Consider the following 18,311-nt stretch of genomic DNA (forward strand, 5'->3'; position numbering starts at 1 on the left):
TTTTGGCATATCGAGTAGACGTTTCAAGGAATCTTTACCCTCGGTTTAATGTCCCTTTTGTGCGTTTTGTCAAGAAATGACGTGTAAGCGGGAACAAATGGCAGCGCTGATATGTTGGGTCTGGTAATGTGCTTGGTCCGGTCTAAATGTTGTGATGTCATACGATTAGAATGTTTGAGGAAAGACGGCTGTGACCGGCTGAGGTGAATGATACTGAGACTTATGAAGGGAGCGGCGCTATGGAACGGAGAATGTCGAATCTTCCGGCGAATCTGCCAGAGGCTTTGCCTGTTGAGAACCCGCTGAGCTCGACCGATGCCCGTGTACCCGTGGAGATTGAACAGTCCTCGGGAATGTTGCTGCAGGGCCGTCGCTTGCGTTCCTTCGCCTACACGACCGACGCCGCGGTGATTCACAATACGAACGCCGACGCCATTCTGGCGGTCTATCCGTTCACCGGCCAGCCGGTCATCAACCAGGCGGTGCTTTCCGTGGCTCAGGCCCCGGTGTTCGTGGGCGTCGGGGGAGGTACCACCACCGGCACACGCGTGCTCGAATTAGCGGTGTTTGCTGAAATGCAAGGAGTCGCCGGTGTCGTGCTCAACGCGCCCAGCGAGGTGGAGATCGTGCGCGAGGTGTCGATGACCGTTCATGTCCCGGTGATGGCGACGGTCGTGAAATGGGACGATACGGTGCAACGCAAGATCGAGGCCGGCGCAAAGATCATCAACGTCGCCGCCGGCAGGAACACCGCCGAGGTGGTGGCGCGCATCAAGGAGCGCTACCCGGAGATTCCAGTGGTGGCCAGCTCCGGCGGGTCGGCCGAATCGATTCGAGAAACCATCGCAGCCGGTGCCAACGCCCTGACATGGACGCCGCCGAGCGCCGCCGATCTGCAGAAGCGGATGATGGAACGTTACCGTCGAGGGGAGACCGGGCATCCCGACGGTGCCCCAAACGCTCCCAGCTCGCCGTTGCCCAATGTCAATGCGAACGGTACGACGAAAAGCTTCTATACATCCACGGCCAGCATGGGCCACCCTTATACGGATGTCCCCGCAGCCAAGCAGCCGAGCCCGCGCCACAAGAAGCAGACCCCGCCCAGCGCTGCCGTCGTGGAATCGGAGTGAACGCGACGGTTGGTTTTAGAGTGTTGGCCGGTAACTTCCGGCAGAGGTTTGCACGGCTGAGATAGGCTCAAATGACTATGCCATTGCAGTGGTCGATCTCATGCTGGATGATTTGCGCCGTCCATCCGTTGAAATTGGCGGTGCGCTCTTTGAACCGCCTGTCCTGATAACGCACCCGAATGGATGTGAACCGTGTCGTCTTTCTTTTGGATTCCAGACAAAGGCATCCTTCCTCGGTTTCGTATGGTTCGGCCTTTTCGATGATTTCGGGATTGAACATCGTCATGATGCGTCCGGTCAGATCATCGGAAAACACGATGATTCGTTTGTGTACGCCGATCATATTTGCGGCCATGCCGACGCAACGCTCGGCATTCGCCTCAAGCGTATCTTTCAGGTCAGCCGCGCACTTCAGATCCTCCGGCGTGGCAGGTGCGCTCGGCTTGGCGAGAAAGGCGGGTGAGGTGGTGATGGGTTGTTGCATGATGTCGTCCTCTGCGAATTGTCGGCGAAGTTTCTTTGATATTCAACGATAGTATTCGACATAGCTTTGATTTCGTGCGGTGCTATTGCGACGAGTGCGGCAATCGCTTATCTCGCTGTTGTGGGGCGTGTCTGATATACTGAATTGTCCATTACGAAGCCGGGGTCCGCAACTATAAACGACAGGTCGGCTTCAATCTTTTGAAAGGCTATTGTGCCGAGGCGTCGTACTTACGAAAATAATCCAGACAACTCTGCCGATTTTAGCGGCGAGCGGCATGCAGAATACGAAATGAATAATCCTGATTCCCATAATTTCAAATCCAAGAAGGCTGAAGAAGCGGCCGAAAGCGCGGCTGCATACGCCAAGTCCGGCGACCGGCCCGAGCGCACCTTCGCCGAGCTCGGTGTGCCGGGTCCGCTGGTAAGCGTATTGGCTCGTGACGGCAAGACCGTCGCGTTCCCAATTCAGGCCGATACGCTCGGCGATTCGCTGGCCGGGCGCGATGTGCTCGGCCGGGGCGAGACCGGAAGCGGCAAGACGCTTGCCTTCGCCATCCCGCTGGTCGCCAGGCTGGGCGAACAGGGTGAGGGCGAGGCGGTGATGCGCGACTTCGAGCGTATGGACCGCGGCGATCGCAATGCCCGAAAGCGTGCGATGCTGCCGCATCCGCATGGCATGATCCTCGCTCCCACGCGTGAACTGGTCAACCAGATCAACGAGGTCGTGGCTCCGCTCGCCGCCGCTTACGACATGCAGACCGCCACCATCTACGGTGGCGTCAAATACAGCCGTCAGATCAACGAGCTGAAGGCCGGCGCCGAAATCATCGTCGCCTGCCCCGGACGCTTGGAGGATCTGCTGCGCCAGGGTGCGCTGTCCATCGAGGATGTGGAAGTGGCCGTGCTGGACGAGGCCGATGAAATGGCCGATATGGGCTTCCTTCCGTCCGTGCAGCGTCTGCTTGAACAAGTCGACCCGAACGGCCAGCGTATGCTCTTCTCCGCCACGCTCGACCACGGTGTCGATAAGGTCGTGCGTCAATTCCTGCACGACCCGAAGATTCACGAGATCGCTCCCGCCGACGCGCAGGTCGACACGATGACCCACCACGTCTTCGAGGTTTCGCAGGGCAACAAATACGAGGTCATCCGCGAGCTCGCCAGCGGCAAGGGCAAGCGCATCCTCTTCACCCGCACCAAGTACCAGGCCAAGAAGATGGCCGACAAGCTGGTGCATGAAGGTATCCCGGCCGTCGATCTGCAAGGCAACCTTTCGCAGAACCAACGCGACCGCCATCTGGCCGCATTCACTTCCGGTGACGTCAACGTGCTGGTGGCCACCGATGTGGCCGCGCGTGGCATCGACGTCAGCGATGTGGAGATGGTCGTGCAGACCGAGCCGCCGGAGGACCCGAAGTCGTTCCTGCACCGTTCCGGCCGTACCGCTCGTGCCGGCGAATCCGGCGATGTGGTCACGCTGGTGCTACCCAATCAGCGTCGTGACGCGCGTCAGATGCTGCGTCGTGCCGGCATCAAGGCCAAGAGCCAGCAGATTGTTCCCGGAGCCCCGGAACTTGAGGAACTGGTGGGGGAGCACGCCCCGCTGGTCGAAGGCTGGACGCTGACGGTGCCGGTGGTCAACCGCAGGGCCGGACGCACTGGTCGTGGCGGACGCAATGAGGGCCGTGGCGGTCATGGCGGATATGGTCGCAAGGATCGTGGCGGACGGCGTGACCGCAACAACCGTCATGAAGGTTCCCGGCGTTCGTCGGGCCGGCACGGTCATGAAGACGGTGACGAGGGATTCAACGGTCGTGGTGGTCGTAACGGTGGCTTCGATTCCCGTGATTTCAACGATTCACGATCGAACGGCAATCGTCATGACGGCCACAAGAACCGCAACCCCCGTTATGATGACGGCCAAGGCCCCATTGACGGCCGTTCCTCGCGTGGACGTCGCGATGACCGACGTTCGCGTGATTTCTACGATGACGGCTACCGCAAGAACAGCGGCAAGCGCTCGCGCCATTCTGATTTTGACGATCGCGGCAAGCGTGGCGGCAAGGGCCGTTATGAGGGCAACCGTTCCGGCGGACGCAACGGCGGTTATTCCGAGGGTTATGGCGATTCCTACGGCTCCGGAAAGTCAAACCGTCACGGCGGCTATGGCAAGTCCGGCGGCCGTGGTCGCGGACGTGATGAGAGCTACGAAGGTCGCTCCGGCGGTCGCGGACGCGACGGCAACCGCAACCAGCGCTCCCGCAAGGCCGACGGCTTCCACCGTTCGCATGGCAAGCGCAACTCGACCCCGTTCCGTCGTTCCCACTGAAACTTGTAGTGACCGTCTGAGGTTCGGTACCAATTAGTGACAATTTGTCTCATCAAAGGTGCCATGGATTCCATGGCACCTTTTGCATTGCATATCTTCGAAAATTGCCGCTGAGTGCGAAACAAAGTAGGTGCGGCGAATAGAGTTGGCATAGTGAACGACAGCGGGAATGGAATATGTATGAAGAACGCGATTAACGGTGACAACGTAAGTGGGCATGTGATCGGACGGATTCCGAAGGTTTTTCTGTGCCGCAGGCCATCGAAGTGCGCGGTGCCCGCGTCCACAACCTGCGTGATATCGACGTTTCGATTCCGCTGAACGAGCTTGTCGGCATCGCCGGGGTTTCCGGTTCCGGCAAATCGTCGCTGGCGCTGGGCGTGCTTTACGCGGAAGGCTCGCGGCGCTATCTTGACGCGCTTTCGACCTACACCCGCCGACGTATGACACAGGCCGAGAAGCCGCAGGTCGATTCGGTGCGGTTCATTCCGCCGGCTTTGGCTTTGCGCCAGAGGCCAGGCGTCGGCGGGATGCGTTCGACCTTCGGCACCTCCACCGAGACGCTGAACGTGCTGAGGCTGATGTTCTCGCGCCTTGCCTCGCACCGTTGCCCCAACGGTCACTACCAGAAGCCGACGCTCGATGTAGCGGCAGAAATTCCCATCCATTGTGCGGCCTGCGGAGCTCTTGTCGAGCCTCCCAGCGCCGAAGAGCTCGCGTTCAACTCCACCGGCGCTTGCCCGAAATGCCAGGGGACCGGGACCATCCATGAGGTCAACGACGCCGCGCTGGTCCCCGACGAAAGCCTCACCATCGACGAAGGTGCCGTCGTGCCGTGGCGCACCTTCGGCTTCAACGTCCAGCCGGATATCGTCCGTGAATTCGGCGTGCGCACGGATGTCCCCTTCAAGGAACTTAGCGACAAAGAGCGTGACATCGTCTTCAACGGGCCGGAAGAGAAGAAGCCCATCACCATCACCTCGATCAAGGGTGTGCATCATCTTGATTTCACGTTCCGCAACGCGAGACTTACCGTGACCAAGGAACTCGATCGAGCCAGCGACGAGAAGCGTATGGCCAAAGTCTCGAAGTTCCTGGTCGAGCGCGTCTGCCCGGATTGCGGCGGATCAAGGCTGAACGCTGCCGCAAGGGCTCCGAAAATCGGGGAATACCATCTGGACGAGGTCACTTCCTGGCCGCTGCGCAAAGTGCTTGAATGGGCCAAGAGTGTGCCGGATTCATTGCCGGGCGATATGCGGCAGATGGCCGACAGTTTGGTCGATACGTTGGAGGATATGGGCCGTAGGCTCATTCAGCTTGGTCTGGGCTATCTGACGCTCGATCGTGCCAGCGCGACGCTCTCCACCGGCGAACGGCAGCGTGCCCAGCTTTCGCGTGCGGTACGCAACGAGACCACTGGCGTGCTCTACGTGCTCGACGAGCCTTCTACAGGCTTGCATCCGGCCAATATCGAAGGGCTGATCGGAGTGATGCGGGATCTCTTGGCTTCCGGCAATTCCGTGGTGTTCGTCGATCATGATGTTCATGTGCTTGCCGCCGCCGATTATTTTATCGAAATGGGCCCGGGTGCCGGCAGTCGGGGAGGGCGTATCCTCGCGCAAGGTGCACCGGGCGAGATATTGCGTAATCCGAAATCACGCATTGCGGGTTTCCTCGATGGTTCCCAGTCTGTGGTCATCCGCGAACGCCTTACGTTGCCGCCGATTTCGAAAGCCGACTGGATCAGTATGAAAACCGATGCCATCCATACCGTGCATTCGCTTCATGTTGCGATTCCGCGTGGGCGGATGACGGCCGTCACCGGTGTCTCCGGTTCCGGCAAGACCACGATGGTGTTGGAGTCATTGATCCCCGCTTTGCAGGCGCAGGAGAACCATATGCCGTTTCCGGCCCATGTCAGTTCTCTCGACGCCGCCGGCCTCACCCGCGTGCGGCTGGTCGATTCCACACCCATCGGCATCAACGTGCGATCGACGGTCGCCACCTACAGCGGCATCATGGATATGCTGCGCAAGGCCTTCGCCTCGACGGCCTCGGCCAAAAAGCGCAAGCTTAAGGTCTCGGCGTTCTCCTACAACACCGGAACGTTGCGTTGCCCGCAATGCGATGGCACCGGTCAGATCAGCTTCGATATCCAGTTCTTGCCTGATGTCACCATCACTTGTCCGACTTGCGTTGGTCGGCGATATCGAGCGGAAGTCAACGATATACGGTTGGTGACACCGACCCACCCGCAAGGACTGACGTTGCCCGAGGTGCTTGATCTGGAAGTGGATGACGCTCTCGATGTCTTCGCGCTGGATGATCTGAACGATGATTTTGGTCCGGCCTTCGTTTCCGATTCACACGGTTCTGCCAATCGTCAACAGTCCGATGTTCCGGCAGGTTCCGTGCGCCAGCATCGGTTCAGTGTCCTGGCGGATTCTGCAAAATCCAATGGACCATTAGACCCGCTTGAACCCGGCGATATGATCACTCCGACCTTACTCAAGCGCATTCATAGGGCACTTGAGACGTTACACGACCTTGGTCTCGGCTACCTCACGCTCGGGGAGGATACGCCGAACCTTTCCGGCGGAGAGGCGCAGCGCCTCAAGCTTTTCAACGAACTCGGCAAGAAGCAAAGCACATCGCTGTTCGTCCTCGACGAGCCGACCACCGGCCTCCACCCACTTGACGTGCGAACGCTGATTGACGTGCTCCAGCGGCTGATCGCCGGCGGCGCCACAGTGGTTTTCATCGAGCATGATCTCGACATGATCGCCAACGCCGACTACGTCATCGACATGGGTCCGGGCGGCGGTGAGGAAGGCGGCACCATCGTCGCCACCGGCACCCCGGACGAAATCGCGAGTAATTCCGCAAGTGTCACCGGCCGTTACTTGGCCAAGCATATGCAAGGCTAAAGGATATGCTTTGGCCGGCCGCGTTATAACGTGTCTGAAATCGTTGGAATAATACGGGTTCAGTGTTGAAGGGCGGTATGGATACAACAGTCATCCATACCGCCCTTCACGTATTAAAAGCTTCGGCTGCAATCAGGTGATGGCGACCGATTTGGGTTTACTTGCCTCTTGTCTGCCCGGCTTATTGAGCCTCGTCAAGCAACTTCAGATATTTGCCGTAGCCCTGTGCCTCCATCTTTTCGCGCGGCACGAAACGCAACGAGGCGGAGTTCATGCAGTAGCGCAGCCCGCCGCGATCGCGTGGTCCGTCATCGAAGACGTGACCCAGGTGGATCTGCGAGTCGGCGGTGCGGATTTCGATGCGCGGCCGTCCGGGAATCCTGGTGTCACGGTGCTCGGTCAGAGCCGAGTTGTCGATCGGCTTGGAGAACGCCGGCCATCCGCAGCCCGCGTCGAACTTGTCGGTGGAGAGAAACAGCGGTTCGCCGCTCACCACGTCCACATAGATGCCCGGTTCGAAGTTCTGGTCGTACTTGTTGGCGAACGGGCGCTCGGTGGCCGCCTCCTGCGTCACCGCGTACTGCTCCGGGTCGAGCCGCCAGATGCTCTCGATATAGCGTTGCCGCTTGCCCACGTTCATGAGCTTGGCCACCGGAATATGGCAGTATCCGCCCGGGTTCTTGTCGAGATAATCCTGGTGGTAGCCCTCGGCGGGGTAGAAGTTGTGCAGCGGCTCGACAATCACCGCCGCCTCACGGCCCTCGCGCGCGACAAGCTGCTGCAAAGCCTTGTCGTATATGGCTTTCTGCACCTCGTCGAGATAGAACATCGCGGTGCGGTATTGCCGTCCGGTGTCGTTGCCCTGACGGTCCACCGAGAACGGGTCGATGACGTCCAGGAACAGCAGCGTCAGCGTCCGCAGGGTCACGCGCTTCGTATCATAGTCGACGCGCACGGTTTCCGCCGCATCCGTCGCCCCGCTGCAGACCTCCTCGTAGCTCGGGTTCTCCTTGCGGGACTGCGCATAGCCGACCTGCGTGGCGGTCACTCCGTCGACACCTTGGAAATAGCGTTCGACGCCCCAGAAGCAGCCACCCGCAAAGTAGGCGGTCTGCGTTTCTGCGTTATCTGTGTTCGTCATGTCTCCTCCATATCCGTTTCCTGCCATGGCAATTATTCGTGCGTTGTTGACAGTGTCTCACAAACCGCGGCAAAAGGACACAATGCGTTCAATTTGGGCTTAAATACTGCGTTTTCCGCCGCTTTCTTGCACCTGTTTCAGGAAGACACAGGATTTCACCGAATTCCTAAGTGGAGTAGAATAGAAGTTTGCGGTCTTTGATATTTGACGATATCGAAGCCGACGGCACATAGGCTAGCGAAAAGAGGGACGCGATTTGGATTGGCATGCGTCGGTGTACGGGTCGAGAACCGGGAGCTCTGGGGGATTTGGGCTTGGTGCCGGTTCCGGCGACGATACGTTCGGCGGCATCGTTGACCCTGACGGCGGTGTGACCTTCGGAGCCAACGAACCGGCAGTGCCCGAAAAGGTTTTGCGGCAGCGCGGCGGCAGAAGCTTCTATCGTGCCTACGAAGTCATTTCCAGCGGTCGCATGCACAACCTCACCTGTACCCCCGGCGAAGACGGTACACTGCTGGCCGCGTCGGTCGAACCGGCCGACGAATTCGCCGACGATTACGCCGTGAGCGCTCGCATCGACGAAAATCATGGCGAAATCCTCGACTCGGACTGTAGCTGCCCGGCGTTCGGTCGCTTCGGCACGATTTGTAAGCATGTCATCGCGCTGATCATGCAATATAATGACACGCCGCAGAAGTTCGAGGAACTCGGCAACGGCGTGGCCGCCTCGGGTTCCCACGGCAATACGGGGCTCGGCGCTCGCCGGCAGAAGGTCGTTCGCCGTACCTCGCGGGTGCTGCGTTCGTTTATGGAGCAGGAGGATTCGGCGCTCGCCGAACAGGCCAAGAACCGTCAGCTCGACCTCTTGAAGGAGGTCAGCAGCCGCGCTTCCGGCGATATCGGCAGCGGGGTGGCCTTGAGCCGACACATGCCCATCGGTTCGGTCGTGCTGCGTCCGATGCTGGAGAATTCGGCGCGCGACTGGTACCTGCGTCTGCATATCGCGGTGCCGTCCAAGGGTATTTCCTACGTGGTCAAGGATGTGCGTGCGCTGGTCGAGGCCGTGCAGCGCCGCGAATTCGTCACCTATGGTAAAAAACTCGCGTTCGTGCATTCCCGTGATTCGTTCGACGAACGTTCCCGCTCGATTCTGGCCATTCTCGGCCGTGCCATCGAGATTCGCAAAAGCGTTTCCGGTGATTACGAGTTCTACCAGAGCAAGGCGGAAGCCCAGGAAATGCGCCTCTCCGACGACGAGACCGCGGAATTGCTCGATCTGTTCGTCGATGCCGACGCGACGCTGGACTATGTGCCGGTTCATGGCAATTTCGGTTCGGCCGTGCCCGTTCGCGTGGTTGACGGCGATCCTGATTTGGGCCTTGAGGTCGTTCGCGTCGATGACGAGGATGACGGCGCTGGAAATGGTGGGAATTCGCAGGCTTGGCAATCTTCGGGACGGAAAGATGATAAATCGTCTCAAAAATACGGTTATGTCATCCGTCATTCCCTCAATATACAAAAATTCATCATCGGCCGGGGTTCGTCGTTCGTGGTCGTCGGTTCGCCGGATGCCAGCCACGCCTTCGCTTTGGATACTCCCGAAATTCATCGCTGTTCCAGTGCGATGACCACGAACCGCAACCTGCTTGGAGTGCTTTGCGTGGGCGACGAGCGCGGGGATTTGTATTTGAGCAGCGACGATATCGAAGAGTTTTCGCGCACGGTGCTGCCCGCGCTCGATCCAGTCCGTGATGATGGTGATGGTGACACTTCCCACGAAGGTATTGCCGTCAAGCTGCCGCCCGAACTGATCCGCATGCGCCACGTGCCCTGCCACATCGAAACGTATCTCGACCGCGACCGCAAGGGCATCACCTGCGATGTGCAGGCCAGGTACGGCGACGAGCGCTTCCACGTTTTCTCCGGCATCGGTCCGAACGAACCGGTCGCGCGGGACCGCGAAACCGAGCGTCTGGCCGTGGAGGCTGTGCGTCAGTATTTCCCGATGCCCGACGGCCCGATAGCGCGCATCGACGAGGACAACGACAAAGCCATCTACAAGCTTTTGAACGAAGGCTTGCCGGTTTTGCGCGGGTTGGGCGAGGTGTTCTCCACGCCGAGTTTCGACGGGCTCACCTCTTCGCCGCATCCGGTCTTCAAAATCGGTTTGTCCATCAAATCCGGCTTGGTCGAGATCTCGCCGATCGCCGACGAAATCGACCCGTCCGAAGTGCCGGCATTGCTCAACAGCTATCGCAAGCGCCGCAAGTTCCACCGCCTGCGCAACGGTGCGTTCGTCAACATGGCCGACGTCGACACCAGCAAGCTGGACGAGGTCAGCGGCGACTTGGGGCTGAAACCCGTCGACCTTGATTCCGGAGCTGTCTCCGTACCTGCCTACGAGGCCTATTACCTTGATAACGAGGCCGATGACGAGGATAAGAGCGACGAATTCCGCAGCTACTTGAACGATTTGCGCGTCATCGACCCGAAGACCTACAAGGTGCCGAAGTCGCTGGCGTACGTCCTGCGGCCCTATCAGGTCGAGGGGTTCCGCTGGCTCAACGCCGTGGCCGACAAGGGTTTCGGCGGCATTCTGGCCGACGAGATGGGCTTGGGCAAAACCGTACAAATGCTTTCGTATCTGCTTACGCGGCGCGACGAGCAGCGGCGGGTCGGGCCGAACCTCATCGTCTGCCCGGCCTCCTTGGTCTACAACTGGGCCGCCGAATGCGCCAAATTCGCGCCGTCACTCAACGTGCAGGTGCTGGCTGGTTCCAAAGCCGCCCGTCGCGCGACGCTCAAGAACACCAAAGCTTGGTATGAAGGCAGGAAAGCGTCTGGAGCTGGAAGTTTTGGGTCGGCGACTGGGAAGCGGTACGGTAAAGCTGATTGTTCCGGTTTGAACGGCGGTCGGACCGAGCTTCTAACTGTCAATCAGAATGTTTCCGGAGCACAGCAGGCAAGTTTCGATATGGAGATGGATGATGTTGACCTTCTGAACCACAATCAGATGCTCGCTGAATCCGGCAGCGCGGAGTCGCTGACTTCTAACCAGCAGGTCATGGGGAAGCGTGCTGTCGATGGCTCCTCGGTTTCCGCGGCCCGCGTCGGTGGTCCTGTTGTATCCGCTTCGGGTGATGATGGCTGGCAGAGTGCCGACAGCCCGCAAGCGTTGGTTGACGATGATGACATTGCCGCTTCCCAATGGGTTGCGCCGGATGTGCTGATTACCTCGTACGACCTGTTGCGCCGTGATATCGACGATTACGACGGCCTCGAATGCTATTGCATGACGCTTGACGAGGCGCAGTATATCAAGAACCACGCCACCAAGTCCGCCCACGCCGTACGAACTGTCAACGCGCGTCACCGTTTCGCTCTGACTGGCACGCCGATCGAAAACCGGCTTTCCGAGCTGTGGAGCATCTTCGACTTCCTCATGCCGGGCATGCTCGGGGCCTACAAGCACTTCCGCGACCGCTTCGAAATGCCGATTCTCTCCGGCGACGAAAACGCGCAGGCCAAGCTGCAGGCGTTCGTCGGTCCGTTCATCCTGCGGCGGCTGAAGTCGCAGGTCTTGAAGGATTTGCCCGACAAGATCGAGAACGTCATCACCGTGCAGCTTGAGGGGGAGCAGCGCAGACTTTACGCCGCGCTCGAACAGCAGCTGCGCGCTACCTTGAACAAGCAGCGCGACATCGAATACAAGACCGGCAAGATTCAGATTCTGGCCCAGCTCACCCGTCTGCGCCAGGCTTGCTGCGACCCGCGGCTGCTGTTCAGCAATGTCGGCAGCAACGTCGTCAAGAAGGACGCACACGTCTGGGGTATGCCCAGCCGAGAGACCGAGCGCGCAGATGACGAGCCGATCGACGGGTATGTCGATGAGCTTAGCGAGACCGCCGATACGTCGGCGAACGCGATTGTGGGGAATGGGAGTCCAACAGGCCGTAACGTTTCGGACGTCTCGAAAGCCGGAACGTCAACCAAGCCGCGCAAGGTCACCTCGGCCAAGCTCGACGCCATCGAAGAGCTCGTCTCCAGCTGCCAGGACGCCGGCCGCAAGATGCTGATTTTCTCCCAGTTCACCAGCTTCCTCGACCTGATTGCCGAACGCCTGCGCAAGAACCATGTGACCTACAACGTCATCACTGGTGCCACCCCCAAGCGCAAGCGCCTCGAGCTAGTCGACCAGTTCAACGCCGACGATACCCCGGTGTTCCTGATTTCTCTGAAGGCCGGCAACACGGGCCTGAACCTCACCGGCGCGTGCGTGGTGGTGCACGCCGACCCGTGGTGGAACGCCGCCGCGCAGGAGCAGGCCACCGACCGCGCCCACCGCATCGGCCAGACCCAGGACGTCAACGTCTACCAGATCGTCGCCAAGGACACCATCGAGGAGCGCATCCTCAAGATGCAGCAGTCCAAGTCCGACCTGGCCCACCGTTTCGTAGACAAGGCCGGCACCGGCACTTCCGCCGGCATCTCGAACCTCACCAAGGACGATCTGTTGCAGTTGTTGGGGTAGGGATTATCTAAAGGTAATATTTTATTTATGACTGATTTCGGATACGGCGACAAGCTCATGCCAATATTGAAGACTTACGCGATTCCGCTGGTGATAGCTGTTGTCGGTATCATCCTGGTTGTCTTGTTGCTCCGTGAGCTTTGGCAGCTATGGCTGAAGGGGAGAATACGTAAAATCTGCAACGTCGAGGTGCCGAAAGGCGTCAGAATCGGCCATGCGCGAGATGTTGATGGAATCGGAACTTTCGTTTTGAATTACCCATACTGGCAATTCCCGAAGAAAGACGGCACCGCCGATCGACGTCATACGAACAATAAAATCTGCTGCAAGCCGAAAAGCACGCTCAAAGTAGCCGGATTCTCATTCAAGTCCAAGAACCCTCTGACTTTGTATAGCCTTGTTCTTGATATGCGGCATAACGGGAATCCAATCAGTTATTCTCGCATGGAATCGTTCAAACGCCAACGTGTGGTTCAACGGGCCAAGGCACACCAGCGTTCCTCATCCGTTCAGGAGATAGTGTCCAGTTTTTCGTCGAATCCCACCGATTTCGAACCATTCTGTGCCGACTTGTATCGTCGCTATGGCTACCAGGTTGCGGTCACGCCGTCCAACAACGATGGCGGCTTTGATCTGAAACTGACCAAAGCCGGCCGCACGTACATTGCGGAATGTAAGTGTTTCGAGCCTAATCGCCACGTCGGTCTGCCACTGTTGCGCAAGCTTGCCGGTGCCAATGAGATACAGCATGCGCAGGGGCTGATTTTCATTACCACCAGCACCTTTACCGCTCAGGCCGTCACTTACGCGCGCGAATGCAACATGCAGCTGGTTGACGGCAACACGCTAGTCCAGATGTGTCAAAGGTCTGGGGCAACGCTCTCACGCAGCAGACCGTAGACCCAAGAGCTTTCGAGCTAACAGAAGACGATCTGCTAGCTAATATTCCCGTGGATATGCAATATAAGTTTGTATCAGTTTAGACCTTAGCTGTTATTTTGTATGTTGAAATACGATGTCAGATTCCGAATATCGACAATATTAAAAAAGCGTCATCGGTGCTGTGCTGTTGAAAAATTGATTTAAAGATTCCTTTTCATCCGAACTCAAATCTACTAAGACAGGTAATAAAGTCTCAATGAATTCACGTAATTGTGGTTTTGAATTTGTAGGAGCTCCAGCCTCAGCTTCAGTAAAATGAACATCCATAGTTGGCCCATCACTTGGTAATTGAACTTTAGCATCAGTTACCCGTCCTTGTGAATCGAATAACTTTAAAGTATTACTGGATTTCGCATTATCATCTGGAATTTGAGAGATTACTACATTTTCGCCGTTTTCTACGGTGATTTCTCGAACGCGTCGACCTGAAGTTCGTTTTTCGAAATCATGAGTATCTAATCCATTCGTGATATTAAGGATGGATTCTTTATCTCCTACACTTTTTAATGATTGTATGGAGTCTGAAATCAATGCGATTAAATTATTTTTTACTAATGCAAGATGTTCTAAGTCGATTGTCCAATGCCAATCAGTGATATCTTCATAGTTTCCAGAATTAGTGATATCTGGTTGTGTACGAATGGCTTTGATGGCTTTAATTCTAATTGAGTCAGCTTTTGCTTTCACAAGATTATTGAAGTTTGTTGGATATTTTTTTGCCTCAAGTCGTGTAAGTTGTTCATAACTGATTGAGGGGCGTAAAGAGCGCCAAAAATCTTCTGTTAAAATTGAAACCGATAAAAGATAATTCCATAAAGTGTCATCTAATCTGTCATTCATACTGATTTCTTTGGGGAATTCTTCAATCTTTCCTTGATTACCGGTCCATAAAACTTGCAAAAAAGTTGAAATCATATTTGATGATTGGGGCTGTAATATTTCATCAACAATGTTTAATGCTTTTTTGACAGATTCAGAATTTGTTTTCACCGCGCCTTTCACACCTTGTTCAAAAGAGTAGAGATCTTCTTTGATTGAGTTAACTGTAATCAGACTTCTTCCGCTTTTTATGAGAGGTTTACTTAATAATGCTCCTGTAGAATTACTTGTAGAAGTTTCTTGTAATGTATTAACAGCATTTAAGCTACTTACCAGAGAATCAGAGTTTTTGCTACTTGTATTGAGAGCAGCGTTTTCGTTGTTCTCTTCTTGAAGTTTTTCGTTAACTTCGCTTCCTCGGATAGTGATGAAAATAGGAGAAAAGTCAGAAAGTGACTGAACATCTAGGCGCAGTGCCTTTAATGAATTAGTCGTTCTTAAATAAATATACCGCTCTTTATTGTTCGGCCATTCCAACACAAAATCTGGTAAAAAAGAATGATTGAAGTACCGTGTTGACGTAATTTTAGCGTCTCTGTTCCAATCATGGAGTTCTTCGTACAGAACCCTTTTTATGTAGTTAATTGTTTCTTCACCATTAAGCGCTACAGTGCTTTTAATGATTTCATCTTCTATGTCTGGACTCTTCATGATAGCGATGACCTTTACTTACTCTCTTTAGCGCGATTACCAATGATTAATGCTTTGTCTTCTTCAGATAAAGATAAGTATTTTATCTGTTCGTCAGATAATACGATAACCCAAATGTTTTTAGATAAATCTTTAATAATTTTCTGATTTTCTGATGTATCTAGAACTTTTTGAGCCATAGCTTCATCTGAAACTCCTAGGGCTTGTTCTCGGTACTTAATTAAAGCTTTTTGTATGGATTCAGACGAATGTAATTTTGACCAATTTGTTACTCCGAAAGCGGACCAAGTTATCCATAGAAAAACATGAGTGCTTCGTGGTGCCTCGATTCTGGCACAATAGCACTTTGCTAGAAACTCGGTGAATTGGGAATTTTGATCACGTCCAGAGGAATAGCGTTTGCATTCTGCTACAAATTGTTGTCCTTTTTTGGACTCCCCTTCATCTCCATCTCCACATAGAAGGCCTCCGAGATCAAATGAAAAATCTGGGCTTTTATTTTTATATTTTTTCTTCCATGGGAATGTTAATTGTGTTGGCAAGGAGCTGGGATTGACCCATGTGACTTGAGCTCGTGTGGTTTTGTCAAGCCAACGTTTAGCCCAATAAGCACCCATTTCTCCGAGTTCGTGGATTTGCTCTCCGGTAGTCATATTTTTTATTATACAATGTTAAAGCTCGATTTTATTATGAATTCATTTCCTTTTTAAGTTAACATAATTCAAAGGAAAGGTCGGTTTTTTAGTATGCTTGATGTCGCGTTGAGCTCGGCACAATAACTATTGTGAGCATTCTTGTTTGTCTATTTTTAAACTTTTGATTCTATTTTGCGTTTCTTGGGAGATACGAATCTTGATAGTTGTAATGATTAAAGCGATTAAAGCTCAGACTATATAAATAATTAATTCATGATCAGTAGATTTCAGATAACTGGAGTTACCTATAACCGTTCTCCGTTACAATATTTCTTAAGAAGTATGTGCCAGAATTAGGGAGTTTCGATGTCCAAAGAGGAATCGTACTTTTTAGATGATGCTCCAATCGAGTTTGAAAGCCAAGATCACTATAATCGCAGGAAATATGTTGCTCGGTTAGCAAGTTATCTATTGTCGACTAAAAATAATAATGGTCTTGTTGTAGGTGTGACTGGTCCTTGGGGTTCAGGGAAAACGTCGGTTAAAAATCTTCTACAGCGTGAGCTTAGAAAAGAGAAGAAAAACCAAGGGATTTTATAATTACGGATTTTAATCCGTGGATGTTTACTGGGACTTCGGATTTAGTTTCGCTCTTCTTCCAAAGCATCTCTTCCGAATTACATCCGCATGTCCAGAAAGCAAAAGAACGTGCGGTTGCGCAGGCTGATAAAGTAGAGTTCGTCTCGAATCTCATTCCCTCATCCAAGGTTCTTAAGCATTTGTCTCTGGCATTCGGTTACCTGTCTAATGCGCTGAAAATAGATGATTCTGTAGATGCACTTCGTAAAGCTCAGAAGAAAGTCAGAAAGGAACTGAACAAAGCAGAGAAACGTATTTTCGTTTTCATTGACGATATCGACAGACTTTCTGAAAAAGAAGTCGATGAGTTATTTTCAGCAATCAAAGCCTTGGGACAATTCCCTTACGTTACATATATACTTTTCTACGATCAGACTGTTGTTGAAAAGGCGCTAGAGCAGCGTGGACATATTGATGGTAAAGAGTACTTGAAGAGAATAGTGCAAGTGCCGGTTCGTTTGCCGGATCCTTCACCCGCGCAAATATTCGATGTTGCTGTAGACGAGTTATGTAAGGAATCGCCAGCGGAAGAATTTCCTCAGAACGACAATATTATCGGTCCTCGAGAAAAAGCAATCTTGGAAAATTGCTTACGGCCGTATATGGCTACCTCTCGAGATGTTAACCGATTCATGAATGAATTCCGCTTTAGATATTCTTTAGTAGGTGATGAAGTTGCATTTGGCGATTTAGTAGGTATAACGGCACTGGAAGTGTTTGATATGCCCTTGTGGAACTGGATTGCACAGCATAAACAATTACTTTCCTTTGTTCCGGAGAGTTCAGTCACAGAACTATTTTCCAAGCGACTGTCCGACGCACGGGTTGATCAACTTCAGTCACTTCTTGGGGATGATTCAGAATTAGCAAAAAATTCAGAATTGTGGGGCACCCGGAAAAATGCTTTATCCGTGTTATTCCCTGCTGTAGATCGTGCGTTAGATGAACATTCCTTAAAGAGTGTCGTGAAAGATGAGCAGTACAGATTTATTTGTTTTCCGAATTATGTAGATTCATATTTTGAGTTAGAGCCACCTGTCGATAGATTTACGCAGAAAGATTTGCACTCCTTGCTTTTTGATGTTGATTTGTCTGAATATTGTCAAACTAAAATTGTTGGGTCGGCGCAATTTGCTGATTATATTCTTACTCAAATTATGAATATGGATCAATCGCGTATTGCTGACTTTTTGAATTACTTTTTTACAGATTATGATGCAACTCTTGATACTTCCACGAGTATCCAAGAGGTAGAAAAAGTGATCCTTGCTTTGATTGCTTGTATTCAAGATAAACATGAAATATCCATAGAACTTGAGCAAGAGGTTTCATGTGATACAATTGCTGGCTTAATTCTTACTTCATTTCTTGGTGCTTCAGCTTATATATATAGCCCAACCAGATATGATCCACCCATTTTCGGTTCAAAAGACTATAGGGAAACACAGCGAGCGGCCTGGCCAACATATCAAACAGCAAGAATGGATTCCCAAATTTACTGCAAGGATGAGGAGGGTAAACAACTCTGCTTTGCAATGAAAAATATTTGTTTAAAGCATCTTAAGCTTGCGAATTTATCAATAACTGGTCAAATGAATGATGGTTTATTTCAGTCTTTTATTCGTTTATCTCGGACAGTGTTTTCTCAAGAAGCATTTATTGAGTTTATAAAACCAATAAATATAGTTGAGCCAATGAAAACCATAGCTTTTGTTGAAGGGCTAGTGACTAAAAGCGATTCATTAGATTATAAAACTTTTCGAGTAGACGCTGACGTGATAAATGGTGCTATTGGTTTCAAAGATTTCGATACGGTTTTGCAGGATTACCGATTGAGTAATTTGGAATGGAATGAGGACGAGGCATTAGCACTCGGCGCAGCATATTTAGCATTGCGAGATGATGAATATAGAGACAGAGAAATACCAGAAAGGAAAATTCGTGAGCTTTGGCAAAATGTTAATAAAGGATAAGCGATTTAAAAAGAATGACATATTCAAACTTTGTTCCATATATCGGCG

At 53.2% G+C, this 18,311-nt stretch carries 11 protein-coding genes; 7 read left to right on the forward strand and 4 right to left on the reverse strand.

The annotated features are described in order from the left end of the window. Positions 1-251: 251 nt before the first annotated feature. On the forward strand, positions 252-1,130 hold the full coding sequence (locus OZX74_RS02815; protein WP_277157039.1) for a dioxygenase: 879 nt from the start codon (positions 252-254) through the stop codon (positions 1,128-1,130). Positions 1,131-1,197: 67 nt separating this feature from the next. On the opposite strand, the gene OZX74_RS02820 is transcribed toward OZX74_RS02815, so the two are convergent. Beyond that, positions 1,198-1,614, reverse strand: a complete 417-nt coding sequence (locus tag OZX74_RS02820; protein WP_277157040.1) for a peptide deformylase — start codon at positions 1,612-1,614, stop codon at positions 1,198-1,200. A gap of 291 nt (positions 1,615-1,905) precedes the next feature. On the opposite strand from OZX74_RS02820, the gene OZX74_RS09090 reads away from it, so the two are divergent. Continuing rightward, a complete protein-coding gene (locus OZX74_RS09090) occupies positions 1,906-3,945 on the forward strand; it encodes a DEAD/DEAH box helicase (protein ID WP_348519555.1) in 2,040 nt (679 codons plus the stop codon). 248 nt (positions 3,946-4,193) lie between these two features. Next, a complete protein-coding gene (locus OZX74_RS02830) occupies positions 4,194-6,872 on the forward strand; it encodes an excinuclease ABC subunit UvrA (protein WP_277157041.1) in 2,679 nt (892 codons plus the stop codon). 181 nt (positions 6,873-7,053) lie between these two features. On the opposite strand, the gene msrA is transcribed toward OZX74_RS02830, so the two are convergent. Then, positions 7,054-8,013 carry a peptide-methionine (S)-S-oxide reductase MsrA gene (gene msrA / locus OZX74_RS02835; RefSeq protein ID WP_277157042.1) on the reverse strand — a complete coding sequence of 320 codons (960 nt, stop codon included), beginning with the start codon at positions 8,011-8,013 and terminating at the stop codon, positions 7,054-7,056. Between the two features lie 256 nt (positions 8,014-8,269). Here msrA and OZX74_RS02840 point away from each other — a divergent pair, with 256 nt between their 5' ends. Both OZX74_RS02840 and OZX74_RS02845 read left to right on the forward strand, forming a co-directional pair. Continuing rightward, the gene (locus tag OZX74_RS02840) at positions 8,270-12,544 is read left to right on the forward strand and encodes a DEAD/DEAH box helicase (RefSeq protein ID WP_277157043.1); all 4,275 of its coding nucleotides are present in this window, start codon (positions 8,270-8,272) and stop codon (positions 12,542-12,544) included. Positions 12,545-12,571: 27 nt separating this feature from the next. After that, positions 12,572-13,444: a restriction endonuclease gene (locus OZX74_RS02845; protein WP_277157044.1), complete on the forward strand. Its 873-nt coding sequence runs from the start codon at positions 12,572-12,574 to the stop codon at positions 13,442-13,444. A gap of 141 nt (positions 13,445-13,585) precedes the next feature. Here the strand turns inward: OZX74_RS02845 and OZX74_RS02850 are convergent, their stop codons facing one another. Both OZX74_RS02850 and OZX74_RS02855 read right to left on the reverse strand, forming a co-directional pair. After that, positions 13,586-15,016 carry a hypothetical protein gene (locus tag OZX74_RS02850; RefSeq protein ID WP_277157045.1) on the reverse strand — a complete coding sequence of 477 codons (1,431 nt, stop codon included), beginning with the start codon at positions 15,014-15,016 and terminating at the stop codon, positions 13,586-13,588. 14 nt (positions 15,017-15,030) lie between these two features. Beyond that, complete coding sequence (locus OZX74_RS02855; protein WP_277157046.1) at positions 15,031-15,669, reverse strand: hypothetical protein; 639 nt, start codon at positions 15,667-15,669, stop codon at positions 15,031-15,033. Between the two features lie 348 nt (positions 15,670-16,017). Between OZX74_RS02855 and OZX74_RS02860 the strand changes: the two genes are divergently transcribed. Continuing rightward, entirely contained in the window at positions 16,018-16,251 is a 234-nt protein-coding gene (locus OZX74_RS02860; RefSeq protein ID WP_277157047.1) for a P-loop NTPase fold protein, read from the forward strand. A 20-nt stretch (positions 16,252-16,271) separates the two neighbouring features. Then, positions 16,272-18,263 carry a P-loop NTPase fold protein gene (locus tag OZX74_RS02865; protein WP_277157048.1) on the forward strand — a complete coding sequence of 664 codons (1,992 nt, stop codon included), beginning with the start codon at positions 16,272-16,274 and terminating at the stop codon, positions 18,261-18,263. Positions 18,264-18,311: the final 48 nt, after the last annotated feature.

This window comes from Bifidobacterium sp. ESL0798 (genome assembly GCF_029395415.1).
Lineage (GTDB): Bacteria > Actinomycetota > Actinomycetes > Actinomycetales > Bifidobacteriaceae > Bifidobacterium.